The sequence below is a fragment of the Bacillus sp. FSL W8-1141 genome, from assembly GCF_038593205.1.
Lineage (GTDB): Bacteria > Bacillota > Bacilli > Bacillales > Bacillaceae > Bacillus > Bacillus altitudinis.
In genome coordinates, this window is record NZ_CP151973.1 from 2658881 (window position 1) to 2676812 (window position 17932).

The following is a 17932-nucleotide window of genomic DNA, read 5'->3' on the forward strand; positions in this document are numbered from 1 at the left end:
ATTAAGCCTATTCCCATTATAAACAATAATCAGACATTTGTTAAATGTTTAACTATAATTTTTTTTGATATTTTTTTTTCCAGCCTTCCGGTTCGGGCATGGAATAAAGGGATTTTGCTTCTTTTAATATATTTAATTATGTTTTTTTGCAAAAGCTCACGCCAGAAAAAAATCAAAAGAAAGTGGCATGAGCCACTCTCTTTTTAACCGCTGAAAAATTTCACTGCTTGCATCGCTAAATAGGCAATTCCAGCACCAATCAGCGGGCCAACAGCCACACCTTTGAATAAGCTGACTGCCAAAATCGTACCGAATACAAGTGCTGCTGTGATATGCGGATCGTTTTCGAGTAGCACAATGCCGTTTTTTGCAATTAATGCTACTAATATACCCGCTCCAAGAGCTATCCAAGCATAGGAAGATTTCATCGCTTCTCCAAGCTGTTTAAATCCAATGTCCCCTGTTGCGATCGGTACAAGCACAGCGATCGTGATGACCGTCACACCCCAATTGATACCTTTTGATTGCAGAACCGGGAATATTTTTTGATCCAGGCCAATCAGCTTAATGGCAATCAGCACAGAGACCGCTAAAATTAACGAATTGTTTTTTGCAATAAGTGCAATAACGAGTAAAAGAACCAAAAACAAATTTGCTTGAGTAAACATACGCCGCTCCTTTCTTTCTTTTTATTGCGACCTTTTCATATTACTAATCTTTTTGAATAAAATGAAGTATCGGACATGCTTGTTTTTTGGAGGGGATTGTGTGAATCACACTTATGTGGGCATTTTTTTGCGAAGTTTGATGATTTTCAGCATCGCCGTTTGTGCGGTTGTTTTTTTATATCAGTCTTTTCCGTTTTTATATCCATTTTGGATTGCATTTGCCGTGTCGTGTTTGATTCATCCAGCCGTATGCAAAATTGAAAACATGACCGGGATGCCAAGAGGTTTTGTTGTCATCATTGTGTTATTACTCTTTTTAGTGGCAGCAGCTGGATTCATGACACTTTTAGTGGCGGAAATCATTTCAGGAAGTGCTTATTTAGCAAAGGTCCTGCCAGGTCATCTTGATCAACTGATTGGGATCGTGGAACGTTTTTTCACAGATCAGATTTTGCCTTTATATCATGATTTGACTGCTCAATTTAATACACTTCAAGCAGGTCAAAAGGAATCGATTTTAGGACAAATTCAAGCACTTGGTGACGAAGCAGCGGCAAAAATCGGGACTTTTCTTTCAAAAACTCTTGAATTCATTCCAGCTTTTTTAGGTCTTTTGCCTGATGCAGCAGCGACGCTTTTATTTTCCGCACTAGCGACTTTTTTTATCACAAAAGATTGGTTTACGTTAAAAAAATATAGTTCTCGTATCTTTCCCGCCAAATGGATGCTTCATACACGTGCCATTTTATCTGAAATCAAAAAAGCCATTTCTGGCTTTATGAAAGCCCAGCTTCTCCTTGTTGCCATGACCATTGGGATCGTGCTGATTGGACTTTTCATCTTAAAGGTCGAGCATGCGATTGTGATTGCTCTATGTATTGGTCTAGTTGATTTACTTCCTTACATCGGGAGTGGCACGGTTTTTCTTCCGTGGATCATTTACTCCGCCATGACAGGAAATCTTTCACTCGCCATTGGACTGGGCATTTTGTATATTGTGGTGCTCATTCAAAGACAAATATCAGAGCCAAAAGTCTTAAGTAAATCAATCGGTCTAAATCCTTTAGCAACACTTGTGGCGCTGTTTGTCGGGTTAAAATGCTTTGGTTTTCTTGGACTTGCACTCGGTCCCGCTTCTCTTGTCGTTTGGCAGGCGTTTCGTAATGCAGGGGTTTTCAGAGACCTTTATCAGTACATTCGGTATGGTGCGCAAAAGTAAAAGAGACCTGATGCGAAGGTCTCTTTAGCGTATAATCGTATAGCGTTTGCGATTGGACATGTTTCTAAGCCAGCGCTCAAAGAGCGGTTTGATCCGTTTTCTTGTCATGGGAATGAGCAGCACAGCCCCAATCAGATCAGAAAGGAATCCAGGTATGAGCAGCAGCAAACCACCGATCAGAATGCAGAAGCCATCGACAATGGTGGCCCCTGGCATTTTGCCATACTGTAAATCTCGCTGCACTTTCTGAAATGCTTCTATTCCTTGTTTCCTTGCAAAGTAAGCACCTAGTGCGCTTGTTAGCACAATGAATAGCATCGTTGGTAAAATACCAATGATGTTACTTGAGATTAAAAATAAACTAATTTCCACTGCTGGGAACAGAATCAATAATAGTAGAAAATATTTTTTCAACCATATCACCTCATGGGGTCTCTTTCATCGAAAGCTGTTTACTTTTTTTAGTGTAACATAAAAAAAGAGAGGAGTCAGATAACTCCCCTCGTGTGTGATTTAAAGGACGCTTGCACGGCCTTTGTAGATCGCTCCGCGTGCTGGATCTACTGTAATCTCTTCGCCTTCTTTTAGAAGTGTTGTGGCACTGTCAAGACCGACAATGACTGGAATGCCAAGACTAAGCCCAACGACTGCTGCATGGCTTGTTAGACCGCCTTCTTCCGTGATAAGGGCAGACGCTTTTTCTAAAGCACCCATCATATCACGATCTGTGCAGTTTGCGACAAGAATCGCACCATCATACATTTTTTCCTCTGCTTCTTTTCCGCTTTGTGCAATAACAACCGGTCCAAATGCAGATTTGCGGCCAATTCCTTGACCCTTCGCAATGATGTCACCGACAACATACACTTTCATTAAGTTCGTTGTACCAGCTTCCCCAACCGGCACACCAGCTGTAATGACAATCAAGTCGCCATGTCTTACATAGCCAGATTCAATAGATTTTTCTACTGCATTCTCTAGCATTTCATCAGTAGATGACGTATTTGATCCACTCTTCGCAAATACACCGAATACGAGAGATAGCTTTCTTGCTACTGATTCGTTTGCTGTGACTGCAACGATTGGTGCTTTAGGTCTATATTTTGAAATCATTCTTGCTGTATGACCACTCTCAGTAGGTGTCACAATCGCTGCCACATCAAGCTTCATAGCTGTGTGCGCAACAGATTGACCGATTGCATCTGTAATGCTGACCTCTACTTCTTCGCTTCTGCGAGAAAGGATTGCTTTATAGTTAAGTGCTTCCTCTGAACGTGAGGCAATGTTGTGCATCGTTTGCACAGCTTCAACTGGATATGTTCCTGCTGCTGTTTCACCAGATAGCATGATCGCATCTGTACCGTCAAAAATAGCATTTGCCACGTCACTTGCTTCCGCACGTGTTGGACGCGGGTTACGCTGCATGCTATCCAGCATTTGAGTTGCTGTGATGACAGGCTTGCCTAAACGGTTGCATTTTTTGATCAGCATTTTTTGAACAAGTGGTACTTCTTCTGCCGGAATCTCTACACCAAGATCTCCACGCGCGACCATTAGTCCATCTGATACCTCAAGGATTTCATCAATGTTATCCACGCCCTCTTGGTTTTCAATCTTCGGAATGATTTGAATGTCAGCTGCGTTGTTCTTTTCAAGTAGCTCACGAATTTCAAGAACATCAGAAGCTCGTCTTACAAAAGAAGCTGCGATGAAATCGACACCTTGTTCAATTCCAAACAGAATATCATTGGCATCCTTTTCTGTAATACCCGGCAAGTTCACACTCACACCTGGTACGTTGACACCTTTTTTGTTTTTCAGTGTGCCTGTATTCATTACTTTTGTGACGATTTCTTTTCGGTCCTTATTTAACTCTTTTACTTCTAGACCAATCAGACCATCATCTAATAAGATGGTTGAGCCCACTTCTACATCATGAATTAAATCTTCGTACGTCACACTGATTTTTTCAGTGTTTCCCACAATGTCTTCCATACTCACGATAAGATCAGCACCAGCAACTAACTCAATTGAGCCGTTTTCAACTGTGCGTGTACGGATCTCTGGACCTTTTGTATCAAGAAGGATCGCAATGTCCTTGCCTAAAGTTTTACCTGCTTTGCGAATGTTTTCAATACGTGCACCATGCTCTTCAAAATCTCCATGAGAGAAGTTTAGTCTGGCTACATTCATTCCTGCTTCAATCAATTCAGTCAGCTTTTCAATGCTTTCACTTGCTGGACCGATTGTACAAACGATTTTTGTCTTTCTCATTACTGTTCCTCCTAAGGTCTTCTCGTTTTATATAGAGAGCTCTTGTGAAAGTCGGTACATATTTTGATCGACTGTATGCTTTTTATCTAAGATGTCTAAAATATCGTGATGAACGAGTTCGTTGCTTTGTATGCCTACACAGCGTCCGCCTCTTCCTTCAAGAAGAAGTTCTACTGCATACGCTCCTAGGCGACTTGCGAGCACTCGGTCAAACGCACTTGGAGAACCTCCACGTTGAATATGTCCTAAGACAGATACACGCGTTTCAAGGCTTGTCTCCTCTTCAATTCTCTTACCAAATTCGACACCGCTGCCTACGCCTTCTGCGACAATGATGATACTGTGCTTCTTGCCGCGCTCATGTCCTCTTCTCAATCTGGCAATAATTTCGTCCATGTCATAGTCTGCTTCAGGAATCAAAATCGATTCAGCTCCGCCTGCAAGACCTGACCACAGGGCAATATCCCCTGCATGTCTTCCCATTACTTCCACTACGTATGTACGTTCATGAGATGTGGCTGTATCACGAATTTTATCAATGGCATCAATGACTGTATTTAGTGCTGTATCAAAGCCAATAGTGAAATCAGTACCAGGAATGTCATTGTCAATCGTGCCAGGGACACCTACACATGGAAAACCGAGCTCTGTTAATTTCTTCGCTCCCATGAATGAGCCATCTCCACCGATGACAACAAGTCCTTCAATACCGAATTTTTTTAAGTTCTCAATCCCTTTTTCACGACCTTCAACTGTCTTGAATTCAGGACATCTTGCCGTGTAAAGTTTTGTTCCTCCACGATGAATGATATCGCCTACTGAACCTATTTCGAGTTTCTCAATTTTACCGTTAATTAGACCTGAATATCCATTATAAATACCGTAAACTTCTACATTATGGTAAATTGCTTTCCTTACAACTGCGCGCACAGCTGCATTCATTCCTGGGGAATCCCCACCGCTCGTTAAAACTCCTATACGCTTCATCTTTTTCACCTCAGAGACCATATATGAATTAAACATACCATTTCCACTGCTTGAAAACAATCATGAGCAAAACCGGATGTTTTCAATACGAATTTCTAAAACCGTACTTATTATACAATTAAATAAAATGTTTTTAAACAAAAGTTAAGAAAGTCATGAAAGCACTTTGTTCAAAAAACAGTTGATTCAAGTGCTATAAACCCTGTTAAATCAACGTTTTCAGACGTTTCAAATTTTATGAAAACAAAAGAAAATTATTTTCAAATAGCGCTTACATCAGATCGTTTTGATGAAAAAAGACGAAAAAAATAAACGCCAGCCAAAAGGCTGTACGTTTATTTAGTTTACCCCAATATATTGATTTTCAATCGATACTTTGCCGATTGCTTTGTATTTTTGATATCTTTGTTCGACTAATTCTTCAGGCGATTGTTTGAGCAAAGATGTAAGTGACTGTTTTAATGTTTTTTCAATGTAGGCTGCTTGTTGTTTCACGTCTCGGTGTGCTCCACCTTGCACTTCTTTAATAACATCATCTATAATATCTAATTCTTTTAGGTCTGGAGCGGTAATTTTCATTGATTCTGCAGCTTTTTTCGCAAGTGATGAGTCCTTCCAGAGCAGTGCTGCTGCACCTTCAGGTGAAATCACTGAATATGTTGAGTTCTCTAGCATAAATAGGTGGTTTCCTACGCCTAAGCCTAGTGCTCCGCCACTTCCGCCTTCTCCAATGACAATACAGACAACCGGTACACGAAGTCCTGCCATTTCGAAAAGGTTTTTCGCAATTGCTTCACTTTGCCCGCGTTCTTCAGCTGCTTTACCAGGATAAGCTCCTTTTGTATCAATAAAGCAAATGATTGGACGATTAAATTTATCTGCTTGTTTCATCAAGCGCAATGCTTTACGGTAACCTTCTGGATGCGGCATCCCGAAATTACGGCGCAAGTTTTCTTTTGTGTCTTTTCCGCGCTGATGACCAATGACTGTGACAGGAAGTCCTTTAAACGTAGCAATTCCTCCAACGATAGCTTCATCGTCGCCATAAAAACGGTCACCGTGACATTCGAAAAAGTTATCAAACAGCTCTTGAATGTAATCGAGAGTTGTTGGGCGCATCGCATGACGAGCAATTTGTACTCTGTCCCACGGCTTTAAATTTGTATAAATGTCTGTTTCAAGCTTACTCAGACGCGTTTCAAGGCGCTCAATTTCCGCACTTAAATCCATCTCTGAGTTTTGTGTGAACTTTTTCAATTCATCAATTTTCGCTCGAAGTTCAATGACAGGTTTTTCAAATTCTAGTTCTCCAGCCACTCTCGTTCACCTCCTGTGCTGTGTAATGCTAAGATTTGGCCTAATGTTTCTTTCATTTCTGCACGGTGAATCACAGCATCTAGCTGACCATGCTTCATTAAAAATTCAGCCGTTTGGAAGTCCTCAGGTAGGTCTTCACGAATGGTTTGTTCAATGATTCTGCGACCAGCAAAACCAATTAATGCACCAGGCTCTGCAAAGTTGTAATCACCGAGAGACGCGAAACTAGCTGATACACCGCCAGTTGTCGGATTGGTCATCACAGAGATAATCAGACCTTGATCCTCGCTGAACAGCTTTAATGCTGAACTTGTTTTTGCCATCTGCATCAGACTAAGAATCCCCTCTTGCATTCTTGCTCCTCCAGATGCAGTGAAGATGATAAATGGCACCTTGTCCGCTTTTGCTTTCTCAATAGCTAATGTAATCTTTTCACCAACAACTGAGCCCATGCTGCCCATACGGAACGTGGCATCCATGACAGCAATGACAGCACTTTGACCTTTAATTTCACCTTTTCCTGTTACGATGGCTTCATTCAAAGATGTTTTTTCTCTGTCTTTCTGAAGCTTTTCTTCGTAGCCTGGGAAACCAAGCGGGTTCTCAGAAATGAGGTGACCGTTAAATTCTTCAAATGTGCCTTCGTCTACAAGGCTTTCAATACGTTGTTTTGCATTCATTTGCAAATGTCTGCCGCAATTCATGCAAACACGTAAATTTTTATCTAGTTCTTTGGTGAGCATTATTTTTTTACATTGCGGACATTTGGTCATGATGCCTTCAGGCACATCTTGACTTGCCTGTTCAGAGGGTACAGATGCATATTTTTTCTTTTTACTGAAAATATTCTTGATTGACAAATGACTACCTCCCTTTTTGAAGGGTTTTTTCTTTACACGCACATCCACTATTATAGGACATGTCATAACTGTACCGAAACTATTGTACTTTTTTTGTCAAACGCTGTCATCCTTCATTCAATTTTTTCAGTGGGGAATTGAGGAGAAATGAGTATAGGTTTGGGGCGCTGAGTAGTTGGTATATGTGAATTGTGAACGTCTACAAAAAAATCTCATTTAGGATGAAAAAAATTTCGTGTAAGAGAGGAAATGGTGCACGTTTTTCCTCCAAATTCAGAAAGAACGTGCACACTTTTCCAATTCGATTACTCGCCGATAATCGTTAATTTTCTTGTTTTTTCTGCAACAGCTTCTGGGTCTACTTTGATTCTTGAAACGCCCGTTTCCATTGCTGCTTTTGCCACTGCTTTGGCTACCGCTGGCGCTACTCGTGCATCAAATGGTGCAGGGATAACGTATTCCGCTGACAATTCTTCATCTGATACAAGGGAAGCAATCGCTTCAACAGCTGCAATTTTCATTTCTTCGTTAATGTGTGTCGCACGTACATCAAGCGCTCCACGGAAAATACCAGGGAATGCAAGGACGTTGTTCACTTGGTTCGGGAAGTCAGAACGGCCAGTTCCTACAACACTTGCACCTGCTGCATGTGCATCTTCTGGCATGATCTCTGGGTTTGGATTCGCCATTGCGAAGATGACAGGATCTTTTGCCATTTTTCCAACCATTTCTTTTGTTAAAGCGCCTGCTACTGAAACGCCGATAAAGACATCTGCGCCTTCAATCACTTCTTCTAAAGAACCTTCTTTACGATCTTGGTTCGTGAATTTAGCTACTTCATTTTTCACTGCATTCATACCATTCGGACGGCCTTCATAAATAGCGCCTTTTGTATCACACATGATGATATCACGTACACCGAAATGATAAAGAAGTTTGATAATCGCAATTCCTGCTGCTCCAGCGCCGTTTGCAACCACTTTAATTGAAGACATTGATTTTCCAGACAGCTTCAGCGCATTCACAAGTCCTGCCACTGTTACAATCGCTGTCCCGTGCTGATCATCGTGGAAAACAGGAATGTTTGTCTCTTTTTTCAAACGCTCTTCAATGATAAAGCAGTTTGGTGCTGCAATATCTTCAAGGTTCACGCCGCCAAACGTCGGCTCAAGAAGCTTCACTGTTTCAACGATTTTGTCTACATCGTTTGTTGCAAGTGCGATTGGGAATGCATCAACACCTGCAAAGCTTTTGAATAAGACAGCTTTTCCTTCCATTACTGGAAGAGATGCTTCTGCCCCAATGTTTCCAAGCCCTAATACAGCACTTCCGTCTGTGACAACAGCGACCATATTGCCTTTCATTGTATAATCATACACTTTGCTTGTATCGTCATAAATATCTTTACATGGCTCCGCTACACCTGGTGAGTAAGCCAAGCTCAAGTCTTTCGCATTTTTCACTTGTACCTTTGATTTTGATTCGAGTTTGCCTTGATTCTCTTTGTGCATATGTAATGCTTCTTCTCTTAATGACATGTGATGAACACTCCTTCAAGTGGAAAATGATTTAATGAATTGCTAAGTTGATAAGCACATACTTGGCAGTTTAAATACACAGAATCTTTAAAATGATAACACAATAGGTGAAATTGTAAAACATATTCAGACGATTTGTCATCATTTAATCACAACGTTTTGTTCACCTAGCAGCTCTTTTAACTGGAAAATGACCGCATGATCTGCATGAACTTTGTATGCATCTGGAAGTCTCATCGTCTTTTTTTGCTTTTCATAATACAAATAGACATCTGCTTCTCCCCTGTGCATGGAGATTACTCGCTTCACTTGTTCTAGCAGCTCCTGCGTATGGTTCTCTTCTTTGACTCGAATGTAGACAGATTCTTTTCTTTTAGAGCCCATCTCTTCCAGTAGAACAGCTTCTTGCACGATGATTTGACTGCTCTCATTTCTGACATCTATTCTGCCTTCAACATAAAGCATTGCGCCCTCCTCAAGTAAGGGGGACAGCTTTCTAAATTGCTCTGGAAAGACGACACCTTCCATTTCTCCCGTTTCATCCCCGAATGTGACAAATGCCATCGATTGTCCGTTTTTTGTCCGAATCGATTTCACCTTTGTCAAAAGACCACCCATTGAGATCTTTCGCTTTATATAGGAAGAAAGTCTGATGATTTCCATCGCACCATTCTCTCTTAAGCGATCTCGATACGCTTGTACAGGGTGATTTGATAAATATAACCCGAGTGCCTCTTTTTCAAATTGCAGGAGATCAACAAGCGGCAGTTCGTCTATCTCCGCATATTTTGGCTTAATGGAGAACGTTGTATCCCCAAGAAAGTCCAGTTGATCCTCAGGTGTTAAAAATGACACATGGTCTAACGCAATATCTATCGATGCTAATAACGAAGCACGATTTGGATGAAGCTCATCCATTGCCCCTGAGAAAATGAGGGCTTCAATCGTTTTTCGGTTGACACTCTTTGTTGATACCCTTGCGCAAAAATCAAATAAATCTTCAAATGGCCTTTCCTGTCTTGCTCTGTATATATCCTTTACAGCTGACACTCCGACATTTTTAATCGCTCTTAAGCTGTAGCGGATCTCCCCTTTTTCAACCGTGAATGGAAATTCGCTCTTATTAATAGAAGGCTTCAACACAGATATCCCTTTTTCCTTTGCCTCATAGAAATATTGAGCCACTTTGTCTTCATTTCCAATCACACTCGTTAAAAGACCGCACATAAAATATAACGGATAATGCGCTTTTAAATAAGCAAGCTGAAAGCCGATCATGCTATATGCAACAGCATGGCTTCTATTAAAACCATAGTTTGCAAATTTGACGATTAGGTCATAAACGTCATTTGCAATGTTAACAGGATACTCCTTTTTTAGGCATCCTTCAACAAAATGGCTTCGCTCTTCATCAAGCACCTTTTTATCCTTCTTTGAAACGGCTCTTCTTAGTAGATCGGCCTCGCCCAGCTGAAAGCCTGCCATCTTTGCTGCAATCAGCATGATTTGCTCCTGATAGACGATGACCCCATATGTATCCTTTAAGATGTCATACAAATCTGGATGCGGGTAGGAGACTTTCACTCTGCCATGCTTTCGGTCGATAAAGAGCGGGATATTCTCCATCGGACCCGGGCGGTATAAGGCATTGACAGCCACGATATCTTCTAGACTAGAAGGTTTCAGTCGTCTCAGCACCTGACGCATACCTTGTGACTCCAGCTGGAAAATCCCCGTTGTATCTCCCGCTGATAACAAATCAAACGTTTTCTGATCTTCATATGAAATGTCACTAAAGTTAATGTGGACGTTTTCCTGTCTTTCAATCTGGTTTTTAATGGATTCAATTAATGTTAAGTTTCTCAAACCTAAAAAATCCATTTTCAAAAGACCGAGATCTTCTAAATAATTCATCGCATATTGCGTCAAATACACTCCATCATGGCCTTCTTGAATAGGCACGACTTGTGTGAGCGGCTCCTCACTTAGGACAACGCCGGCTGCATGTGTTGACGTATGTCTTGGTAATCCTTCTACCTTTAAAGCGGTTTGAAACACTCTTTGCAGCTCTTCAGATTGCTGGAGCAGTGTTTTTAATTCTGAGGAGACTGTCACCGCTTCTTTCAGTGTCGTCCCTGGCTTTGATGGGATGAGCTTTGCAAGGCGGTCTGCTGCTTTTGAATCAATTCCCATCACACGTCCGACATCTCTTAAAGCTGCCTTTGCGGCAAGTGTTCCAAACGTGACAATTTGCGCCACATGCATATCCCCATATTTGTCTTTTACATATGAAATGATTTCATCTCTTCTCGTGTCAGGAAAATCGATATCTATATCTGGCATGCTGATTCGTTCAGGATTTAAAAAACGCTCAAATAAAAGCCCGTGACGGATCGGATCGACATCTGTAATAAATAGAACATACGCAACTAAAGAGCCTGCTGCTGATCCCCTGCCAGGACCTGTGACAATGCCATGATCATGAGCATACTTCATAAAATCCCACACAATGAGGAAATAATCACTGAAATTCATTTTTTGAATGATGCTCAGCTCATACTCAAGCCTTTTGATATATGTGTCATTTGAAGCAATCTGTCTTCGTTTCATGCCTTCTTGGCACACTCTTCGTAAAAATTGATCAGCTGTTGATTGATCAGGCGTCGGATAGGTTGGCAGTTTCGTCTGGCCAAGATTTAAATCGACCTCGCAGCGGTTTGCAATCTCAACCGTTCTTGCCAGCAATTCTGGATCATCACCATACCACTTCATCATTTCTTCGATCGATCTGAAATGCTTGTCTCCTTGGTCTTCCTCAATTTCTGATAACTGCTGGCCTGCTTTAATGGCTTTTAAACATGTATATGCGGTTTTGTCCTCTTGATGGATATAGTGGACGTCACCTGTTGCCACAAGCGGGATGTTCGCCCTTTTTGAGAGTTCCCTGAGCTTATGAGACAGCTCTTCGTCCTGCTGAAACGGCTGAACGGCTAAATACACATGTTCCTCACCAAAAAGATCTTTTAAATGGCTGGCTGCATCCCTTGCTTCATCTAGCTGATCATGTTGCAGCAGCGTTTCAATATAGCCGGATACGCCTGGTGTGATGGCAATAAGGCCATGATGATAGGCTTTCAGCCATTTCTCTTTCAGGCCGGTTTTTGACTTTGATTTCAAGACACTGCTAATTTTGATCAAGTTTTGATAGCCTTCATTGTTTTTGGCAAGGAGGATCAAAGGATAAGCCTCTGTCTCTTGTTCATCTATGAAGACAGAAGCTGTTAAACCGATAATCGGTTTGATGCCATGTGTTTTACATTCCTTATAAAATTCAACCGTTCCATACATCACATGGTCATCGGTAAGAGCGAGCGCTTGATAGCCAAGTTCTTTCGCCTTTAATACGAGCTCCTTGACCTTCGCTGCACTGCTCAACAAGCTGTATCCACTGTGAACCTGAAGATGAACATAGGACATGCTTAATCCACTCCTTTCGTCTAAATTCATTCTTTCATTATAAATCGCGATGCGGTGAGAAACAAATGTTCTTTCTTTTCCGCTCGTTCATACTTGTCCAGCATTCGCCATATATTGAATAGAGTGAGGTGGGAAAAATGGATGTGAAGGAAGCCTTTATTCCAAACTTTATTAGCTGTTATTTTATCGCACTAGGGGTTATTTTGGGCGGTGCCATTATAGGCGGGGTAGGTGCATATTTATCTGGTCAGCCGCCGCTATCAATTATTTCAAGTCTTGCCAACCGCTTAAAAATTTGGGCACTTGTTGCGGCAATCGGTGGAACTTTTGATGCGGTCTATAGTTTTGAAAGAGGGATTTTCGAAGGGAACACACGTGATATTTTCAAGCAGATCTTGCTCATTATCTCTGCTATGGGCGGTGCGCAAACGGGATATCTCCTGATTACGTGGCTCACTCAGGAGCATGTATCATCATGAGGGTGCCTGAGCTGTATAAACGTCCAGGCTGGCAGCGTTTTTTTGCTGGGATGATGTTCGGCGCAATTATCAGCTGGCTGATTTTTCTCTTTACTTATGGCACCTTTCAGGAGAAGCAGGTGACACTGCTCAGAAGCCAGCAGCACCATATGGACAGTCTGAAAGAACAAATCACACTCTATCGGGAAGATTTGCATAAATTAAATGAAGACAATAAGCAGCGTCTGCTTATTCAGAGCGTAGACGTTCACCTCGTCAACCGTGAGCAGTACAAAATCCCGGAGCCAGATACCTTGAAATTTGAAGATCAGGTGAAAGAGGATATCTCAGAGGTGATCACAAAGGATATTGAAAGTGTGTATAAAACAAAAGAGCTCTTAAAACGGACCGTGGAAAATAAAGAATATACGATTAGAGAAAAGGCATACCGCGCCAAAGTCACCGAACTGACCATCTATACAAAACTTTCGCTTGAAGTGCGTATTTCCTTTGCTGAATAATAGATGATGTGGAATTTTTATGAATTTCTGCACTCAATGATCGCTTTTCACTTGTTATTTTTATACACTAAAAGAAGAACGAGATGATTATAAGAAAGAGGTGAGAACAATGGAGGTTTACAGCTATCGTCAAATGGCACGAGACAAAGCAAGCCGGATTAAAGACGGCATGTGTGCTTATGCTGAGACAGAAATGATGGCCCATTTAATTAAAAAAGAATTAAAGCATCAAAATCTCCAAGCCTATGAAGATTCAACTGACATCGGCTGCTGGTTTATCCCTGTATCCAAGTAACCCTTTTCTCAAAGCTCAAAAAAAGAGAGGGGGACTTGAAGCCCCTCTCTCACGATGATGATGATTTACATACTTCTTCTAAATCACGCAAAATCTCATCTGCAACTGCCCAATCATATATGGACGCACCGGCTGCAAGCGGGTGACCTCCGCCATGATATTTTTTAGCAATGGTGTTAATGACGACGCCTTTTGAGCGGAATCTCACACGAATCTGATCGTTCTCTTCCACAAAAAAGACCCATGCCTTAATCCCTGCAATATTTCCAAGTGTCCCAACAAGCTGTGAGGCTTGCTGCGCTGTTGTTTGGAACGACTCCAAAATGTCACGTTTAATAAAAACAGAAGCTACGCCATTCTCTGATAAAGAGATATGTTGAAAAATATAGCCATTTAATTTCACGACATTCAAATCTGTCTCATACAATTGATTGAAAAGGTCTGATGATGAAAACGGATATTCGATGAGTTCACCCGCATATTTGAGTGTCTTTTTCGTTGTGTTTGGGAAAAGGAAACGGCCTGTGTCTCCTACAATGCCGGCATAAATGAGTTCTGCCGCCTTTGTATTCAGCTGATATCCTTCTTCTTTCCCCTCTAAATACAGCTCATAAATCATTTCACTGACAGAGCTTGCTTCTGTATCAACCCAAAGCAAATCACCATACGGATCTTCATTCGGATGATGATCAATTTTCATCAGCTTATCGCCCATTGAATAGCGCTGATCATCAATTCTAGCTTGATTCGCAGTGTCACAGACAATGACAAGGGCACCTTTGTACACTTCATCCGGCACGTCATCTAATTCATATAAAAATGAAAGAGATGGCTCAGGGGTTCCTGTTGCATAAATATTTTTTTCTGGATAGGTGGCACGCAAGATTTCCGTAAGGCCGCACTGTGATCCATATGCGTCTGGATCAGGTCTTACATGTCTATGAATGATGATGGTGTCATATAATGATATGGTTCTAATCAGTTCTTTTTTCATAAATACTCCTTCTTATGCGATACTCTTTTTATTATTAAATCATAATCTACCCAGACAGAAAAGTGAGGAATAGACAATTTATTCTAGTAAGCAAGCCTATTTACGTTTAAAATAGGGTTGTAACCACTTACAATGGAGGCTTGGCACATGCTTGTTTTGATTGTGTTTATTATTTGTTCTGCCATGTTTTATTTATACTACAAAGCAAAGAATGTCCGTACGAACCGGCCGGTCGAAAAGAAATTCTGGTCTGCTAAATCAAGTATGGCACTTGGCTGCTTTGTCCTGCTCTTCGGTGTGAATCAATTATTTTTAAACCGCTCGTCACTCGCATTTGTCATTGGGTTTGTTTTTGTTGCAGTTGGTATCGGCAGTACATGGGCCGGATATAAAGCCTATAAGCACTATCTTCCGCTCTTTTTAAAGGAAGGCGAAAAAGACCACGCATAATAGAGAAAGGGCTAAAATGAACTTGATTTTAGCCCTTTCTCTTCTTTTCAGCGTGTTAGAAAACCTTTGCAGTCTAGGAAGGACAGCTACTTTTACCGAGCGAATTTGTCATTCGTGAGCACCAGCACGCAGGACTGACAAAGAATTCAAGGGTTTGTTTACACGCTGAAAGGACGCATTCATGCCGCCCTTTTTTACCTTTTATCCTCTCTCCATCAGCTGCACCATCAACATCGCTTTGCCTACAATATTTGACTGATGGTAAACTTCCACTTCCAGCTTTCCAAACTTGCGCCCAACTTCTAAAATATTCGGTTTGATCTGTATCGTGGATTCCATTTGAACTGGTTTTAAGAAATAGACAGAAAGACTTTCTACAATTAGTTCGCCTTTTTTATGAGACTTTAAGAAGCGGTTGGCTGATTCGATTAAAATTTGTGTAAACACACCATACGAAATATTACCGAGTTGATTTGTCATTTGTGGTGAGACTTCATATTGGTACACCGCATCTGTTTTTGGTTTTTCTGTCTCAGTCTCCTTAAACCCTCGTGACACGACATCATCCAACTTTTCACCGACCTGCGGCTGCTTTTGAATCATTTGCAGCGCCTTCAGCACGTCCTGACGGCTAATCATCCCAATCAGCTTCGCATGATCATTTACAACTGGCAGTACCTCAATACCTTCCCACACCATCATTTGTGCAGCTGAAGCGACAGATGTTTTGCCAATAACGGTCAGCGGATTTTTTGTCATCACCTTTTCAATCGGTGTAGAACGGTCATGGCCCGCAATATCCTTTGAGGTCAAAATGCCGTGAATTTTCATTTGATCGTCTGCTACCGGGAACCGGCCGTGCCCGGTTTCATAATTCTTTTCATACCATTTCTCAAGTTTGTCTTCTGGCGATAAATAGACGGTCCGTTCTATCGGCGTTAAAATATCCTCCACAAGCACAATTTCTTTTTTAATCAACTGGTCATAAATGGCCCGGTTAATGAGAGCCGCTACGGTAAATGTATCGTAGCTTGTTGATAAAATGGGCAGCTCAAGCTCATCTGCGAGCTGAATAATTTCATCATCTGTTGAGAATCCGCCCGTGACCAGCACAGCCGCTCCCGCCTCTAATGCTTGCCGGTGAGCATTGATTCGGTTTCCGACGATTAACAGGTTGCCTGCTGCTGTGTATCGCATCATCGCATCCAGTTCCATTGCACCGATGACAAATTTATTTAACGTTTTATGTAAGCCGGCTCGTCCGCCAAGTACCTGACCATCAATGACATTGACGACTTCCGCATATGTCAGCTTTTCAATATTTTCTTTTTTCTTCTGTTCAATTCGAATGGTACCGACTCGTTCAATGGTGCTCACGAACCCTTTATTTTCAGCATCCTTAATAGCCCGGTAAGCCGTGCCTTCACTGACTTTCATTTCTTTCGCTATACGCCGGACAGAAATTTTCTCTCCGACATCCAATGAATCAATATACGATAAAATTTGCTCATGCTTTGTCGCCAATCCCGTTCACCCTTTTTGTTTTCAGCGTTTTCATCTATATTTCATTATAAAGGCAGGAGGCTTTTAATAGCAATTTGTCTTTTACTCAAGCACAATAAAGGCAAACAAAAAAACCGGCTTTTTTGTGCCGGTTTTAGATGGGGGAAATCCGAGATAAGTCCAAAAAGCGCCATACAAATGTAAAAAAATGAAAAAAGAACACAAAGGCCCTCCATTAAGCTGTTTTAAACCCTAATCCCAGCCTTCCATCTAAAGGTTCAGGCAGTTCTTCTAAATCAATGACGTAATCGTTCCATAAGATAAGGACTAAATACACTTAGGTCATCCGGGTCTATGTTAGTTCCAAAACTTATTCCCCAAAACAAAGTTCCATCTAAACAAATCAAAACCTTTTTGAAAAGTCATTAAAATTTACATGTTCCATCTGAACAATAATCATCGAGCGACGGCTCTAATTTATGCTCTTCAGCCTTAGCCTTCGCGTAATCTTCTTGCCAAACATTTTGTAATGTTTCTAAAAATACTTGGCTAGGTTGCGCTCCTGAGATGGCATATTTGTCATTCACTACGAAAAAGGGCACACCTTGAATCCCGATATTTGATCCCTCGGCTTTATCAGCTGCAATATTCTCGTTATATTTATCATTTACTAAAACATCCAAAGTTTCGTTGACATCAAGACCTATCTCACTTGCAAGTTGAACAAGTGTTGCATGGTCACCGATGTCTAGTGAATCCGTGAAGTGAGCTTTCATAATACGCTCTATGAACTCCTTCATTTTACCTTTCTCTTTTGCATAATAAGAAAGACGATGTGCATCATATGAATTTGTAGGAATCATTTTATCCATTTGATAATCTAATCCAACTGCTTTCGCTTGTTGCACCATGTGATCATTTAACGCTTTTGCTTTTTCATATGGGATACCATGCTTTGAAGATAATACTTGATGGATATCCATCCCTGTATTTTTTTTCGCATATGGATCTAATTGAAAACTACGAAATACGACTTCTACCTCTTCTTTATGTTCAAACTGTTCTAACCCTATTTCAAATTTACGTTTGCCAATATAACAAAAAGGACAAACATAATCCGACCATATCTCAATTTTCATTTTGAATGCTCCCTTTTAAGCTGATTTAATTATTATAGACAATGGGCATTTTTCTGTTCAATTGGCTTTGCTGAGTAGCGGCATATATGAATTTCACCACATTTTCCCTAGTGACGGACAGTTTAGCCTACCAATCGCCGAATGAATAATCATAAGATTGCCCTTTGTGTTTGACATTAGGATTATTCATTCGTACAACCGTCCTATCTAGGTTCGATTGTTTAATTATTCC

The 17932-nt window shown here is 41.1% G+C and carries 16 protein-coding genes; 5 read left to right on the forward strand and 11 right to left on the reverse strand.

The features are described 5' to 3' along the window. Nucleotides 1-203 precede the first annotated feature (203 nt). Nucleotides 204-668 carry a DUF441 domain-containing protein gene (locus NSQ52_RS13630; RefSeq protein WP_007501699.1) on the reverse strand — a complete coding sequence of 155 codons (465 nt, stop codon included), beginning with the start codon at nt 666-668 and terminating at the stop codon, nt 204-206. 100 nt (nt 669-768) lie between these two features. Between NSQ52_RS13630 and ytvI the strand changes: the two genes are divergently transcribed. Continuing rightward, complete coding sequence (ytvI, locus tag NSQ52_RS13635; RefSeq protein ID WP_342473462.1) at nt 769-1887, forward strand: sporulation integral membrane protein YtvI; 1119 nt, start codon at nt 769-771, stop codon at nt 1885-1887. A 24-nt stretch (nt 1888-1911) separates the two neighbouring features. Here the strand turns inward: ytvI and NSQ52_RS13640 are convergent, their stop codons facing one another. From NSQ52_RS13640 to dnaE, 7 genes are all read right to left on the reverse strand, one after another. Continuing rightward, nucleotides 1912-2301, reverse strand: a complete 390-nt coding sequence (locus tag NSQ52_RS13640; protein ID WP_061419875.1) for an FxsA family protein — start codon at nt 2299-2301, stop codon at nt 1912-1914. A gap of 99 nt (nt 2302-2400) precedes the next feature. Next, a complete protein-coding gene (gene pyk / locus NSQ52_RS13645; protein WP_024718661.1) occupies nt 2401-4161 on the reverse strand; it encodes a pyruvate kinase in 1761 nt (586 codons plus the stop codon). 27 nt (nt 4162-4188) lie between these two features. Continuing rightward, nucleotides 4189-5148, reverse strand: a complete 960-nt coding sequence (pfkA, locus tag NSQ52_RS13650; RefSeq protein WP_017358271.1) for a 6-phosphofructokinase — start codon at nt 5146-5148, stop codon at nt 4189-4191. Between the two features lie 339 nt (nt 5149-5487). Next, nucleotides 5488-6465 (reverse strand): acetyl-CoA carboxylase carboxyl transferase subunit alpha, encoded by a 978-nt coding sequence (gene accA / locus NSQ52_RS13655; RefSeq protein ID WP_008346075.1) that lies wholly within the window; start codon nt 6463-6465, stop codon nt 5488-5490. Beyond that, a complete protein-coding gene (gene accD, locus NSQ52_RS13660; protein ID WP_008346077.1) occupies nt 6450-7325 on the reverse strand; it encodes an acetyl-CoA carboxylase, carboxyltransferase subunit beta in 876 nt (291 codons plus the stop codon). Before accD ends, accA begins: the two co-directional genes overlap by 16 nt. Before the next feature lie 305 nt (nt 7326-7630). Then, on the reverse strand, nt 7631-8863 hold the full coding sequence (locus NSQ52_RS13665; RefSeq protein ID WP_007501712.1) for a malic enzyme-like NAD(P)-binding protein: 1233 nt from the start codon (nt 8861-8863) through the stop codon (nt 7631-7633). 141 nt (nt 8864-9004) lie between these two features. Further along, entirely contained in the window at nt 9005-12340 is a 3336-nt protein-coding gene (dnaE, locus tag NSQ52_RS13670; RefSeq protein WP_342473463.1) for a DNA polymerase III subunit alpha, read from the reverse strand. Between the two features lie 137 nt (nt 12341-12477). Here dnaE and NSQ52_RS13675 point away from each other — a divergent pair, with 137 nt between their 5' ends. From NSQ52_RS13675 to NSQ52_RS13685, 3 genes are all read left to right on the forward strand, one after another. Continuing rightward, nucleotides 12478-12819 carry a YtrH family sporulation protein gene (locus NSQ52_RS13675; protein ID WP_007501717.1) on the forward strand — a complete coding sequence of 114 codons (342 nt, stop codon included), beginning with the start codon at nt 12478-12480 and terminating at the stop codon, nt 12817-12819. Then, nucleotides 12816-13319: a sporulation membrane protein YtrI gene (gene ytrI / locus NSQ52_RS13680; protein WP_007501718.1), complete on the forward strand. Its 504-nt coding sequence runs from the start codon at nt 12816-12818 to the stop codon at nt 13317-13319. The genes NSQ52_RS13675 and ytrI overlap by 4 nt, the downstream gene beginning before the upstream one ends. A gap of 109 nt (nt 13320-13428) precedes the next feature. After that, entirely contained in the window at nt 13429-13614 is a 186-nt protein-coding gene (locus NSQ52_RS13685) for a hypothetical protein (RefSeq protein WP_008346082.1), read from the forward strand. A 49-nt stretch (nt 13615-13663) separates the two neighbouring features. Here the strand turns inward: NSQ52_RS13685 and NSQ52_RS13690 are convergent, their stop codons facing one another. After that, the gene (locus tag NSQ52_RS13690; RefSeq protein ID WP_342473464.1) at nt 13664-14608 is read right to left on the reverse strand and encodes a bifunctional oligoribonuclease/PAP phosphatase NrnA; all 945 of its coding nucleotides are present in this window, start codon (nt 14606-14608) and stop codon (nt 13664-13666) included. Nucleotides 14609-14755: 147 nt separating this feature from the next. Between NSQ52_RS13690 and NSQ52_RS13695 the strand changes: the two genes are divergently transcribed. Then, on the forward strand, nt 14756-15058 hold the full coding sequence (locus NSQ52_RS13695; protein ID WP_008343164.1) for a YtpI family protein: 303 nt from the start codon (nt 14756-14758) through the stop codon (nt 15056-15058). A gap of 201 nt (nt 15059-15259) precedes the next feature. Here the strand turns inward: NSQ52_RS13695 and NSQ52_RS13700 are convergent, their stop codons facing one another. Together NSQ52_RS13700 and NSQ52_RS13705 are read right to left on the reverse strand one after the other, a co-directional pair. Further along, a complete protein-coding gene (locus NSQ52_RS13700) occupies nt 15260-16582 on the reverse strand; it encodes a CBS domain-containing protein (RefSeq protein WP_017358275.1) in 1323 nt (440 codons plus the stop codon). Nucleotides 16583-16986: 404 nt separating this feature from the next. After that, on the reverse strand, nt 16987-17700 hold the full coding sequence (locus tag NSQ52_RS13705; RefSeq protein WP_178930446.1) for a DsbA family oxidoreductase: 714 nt from the start codon (nt 17698-17700) through the stop codon (nt 16987-16989). Nucleotides 17701-17932: the final 232 nt, after the last annotated feature.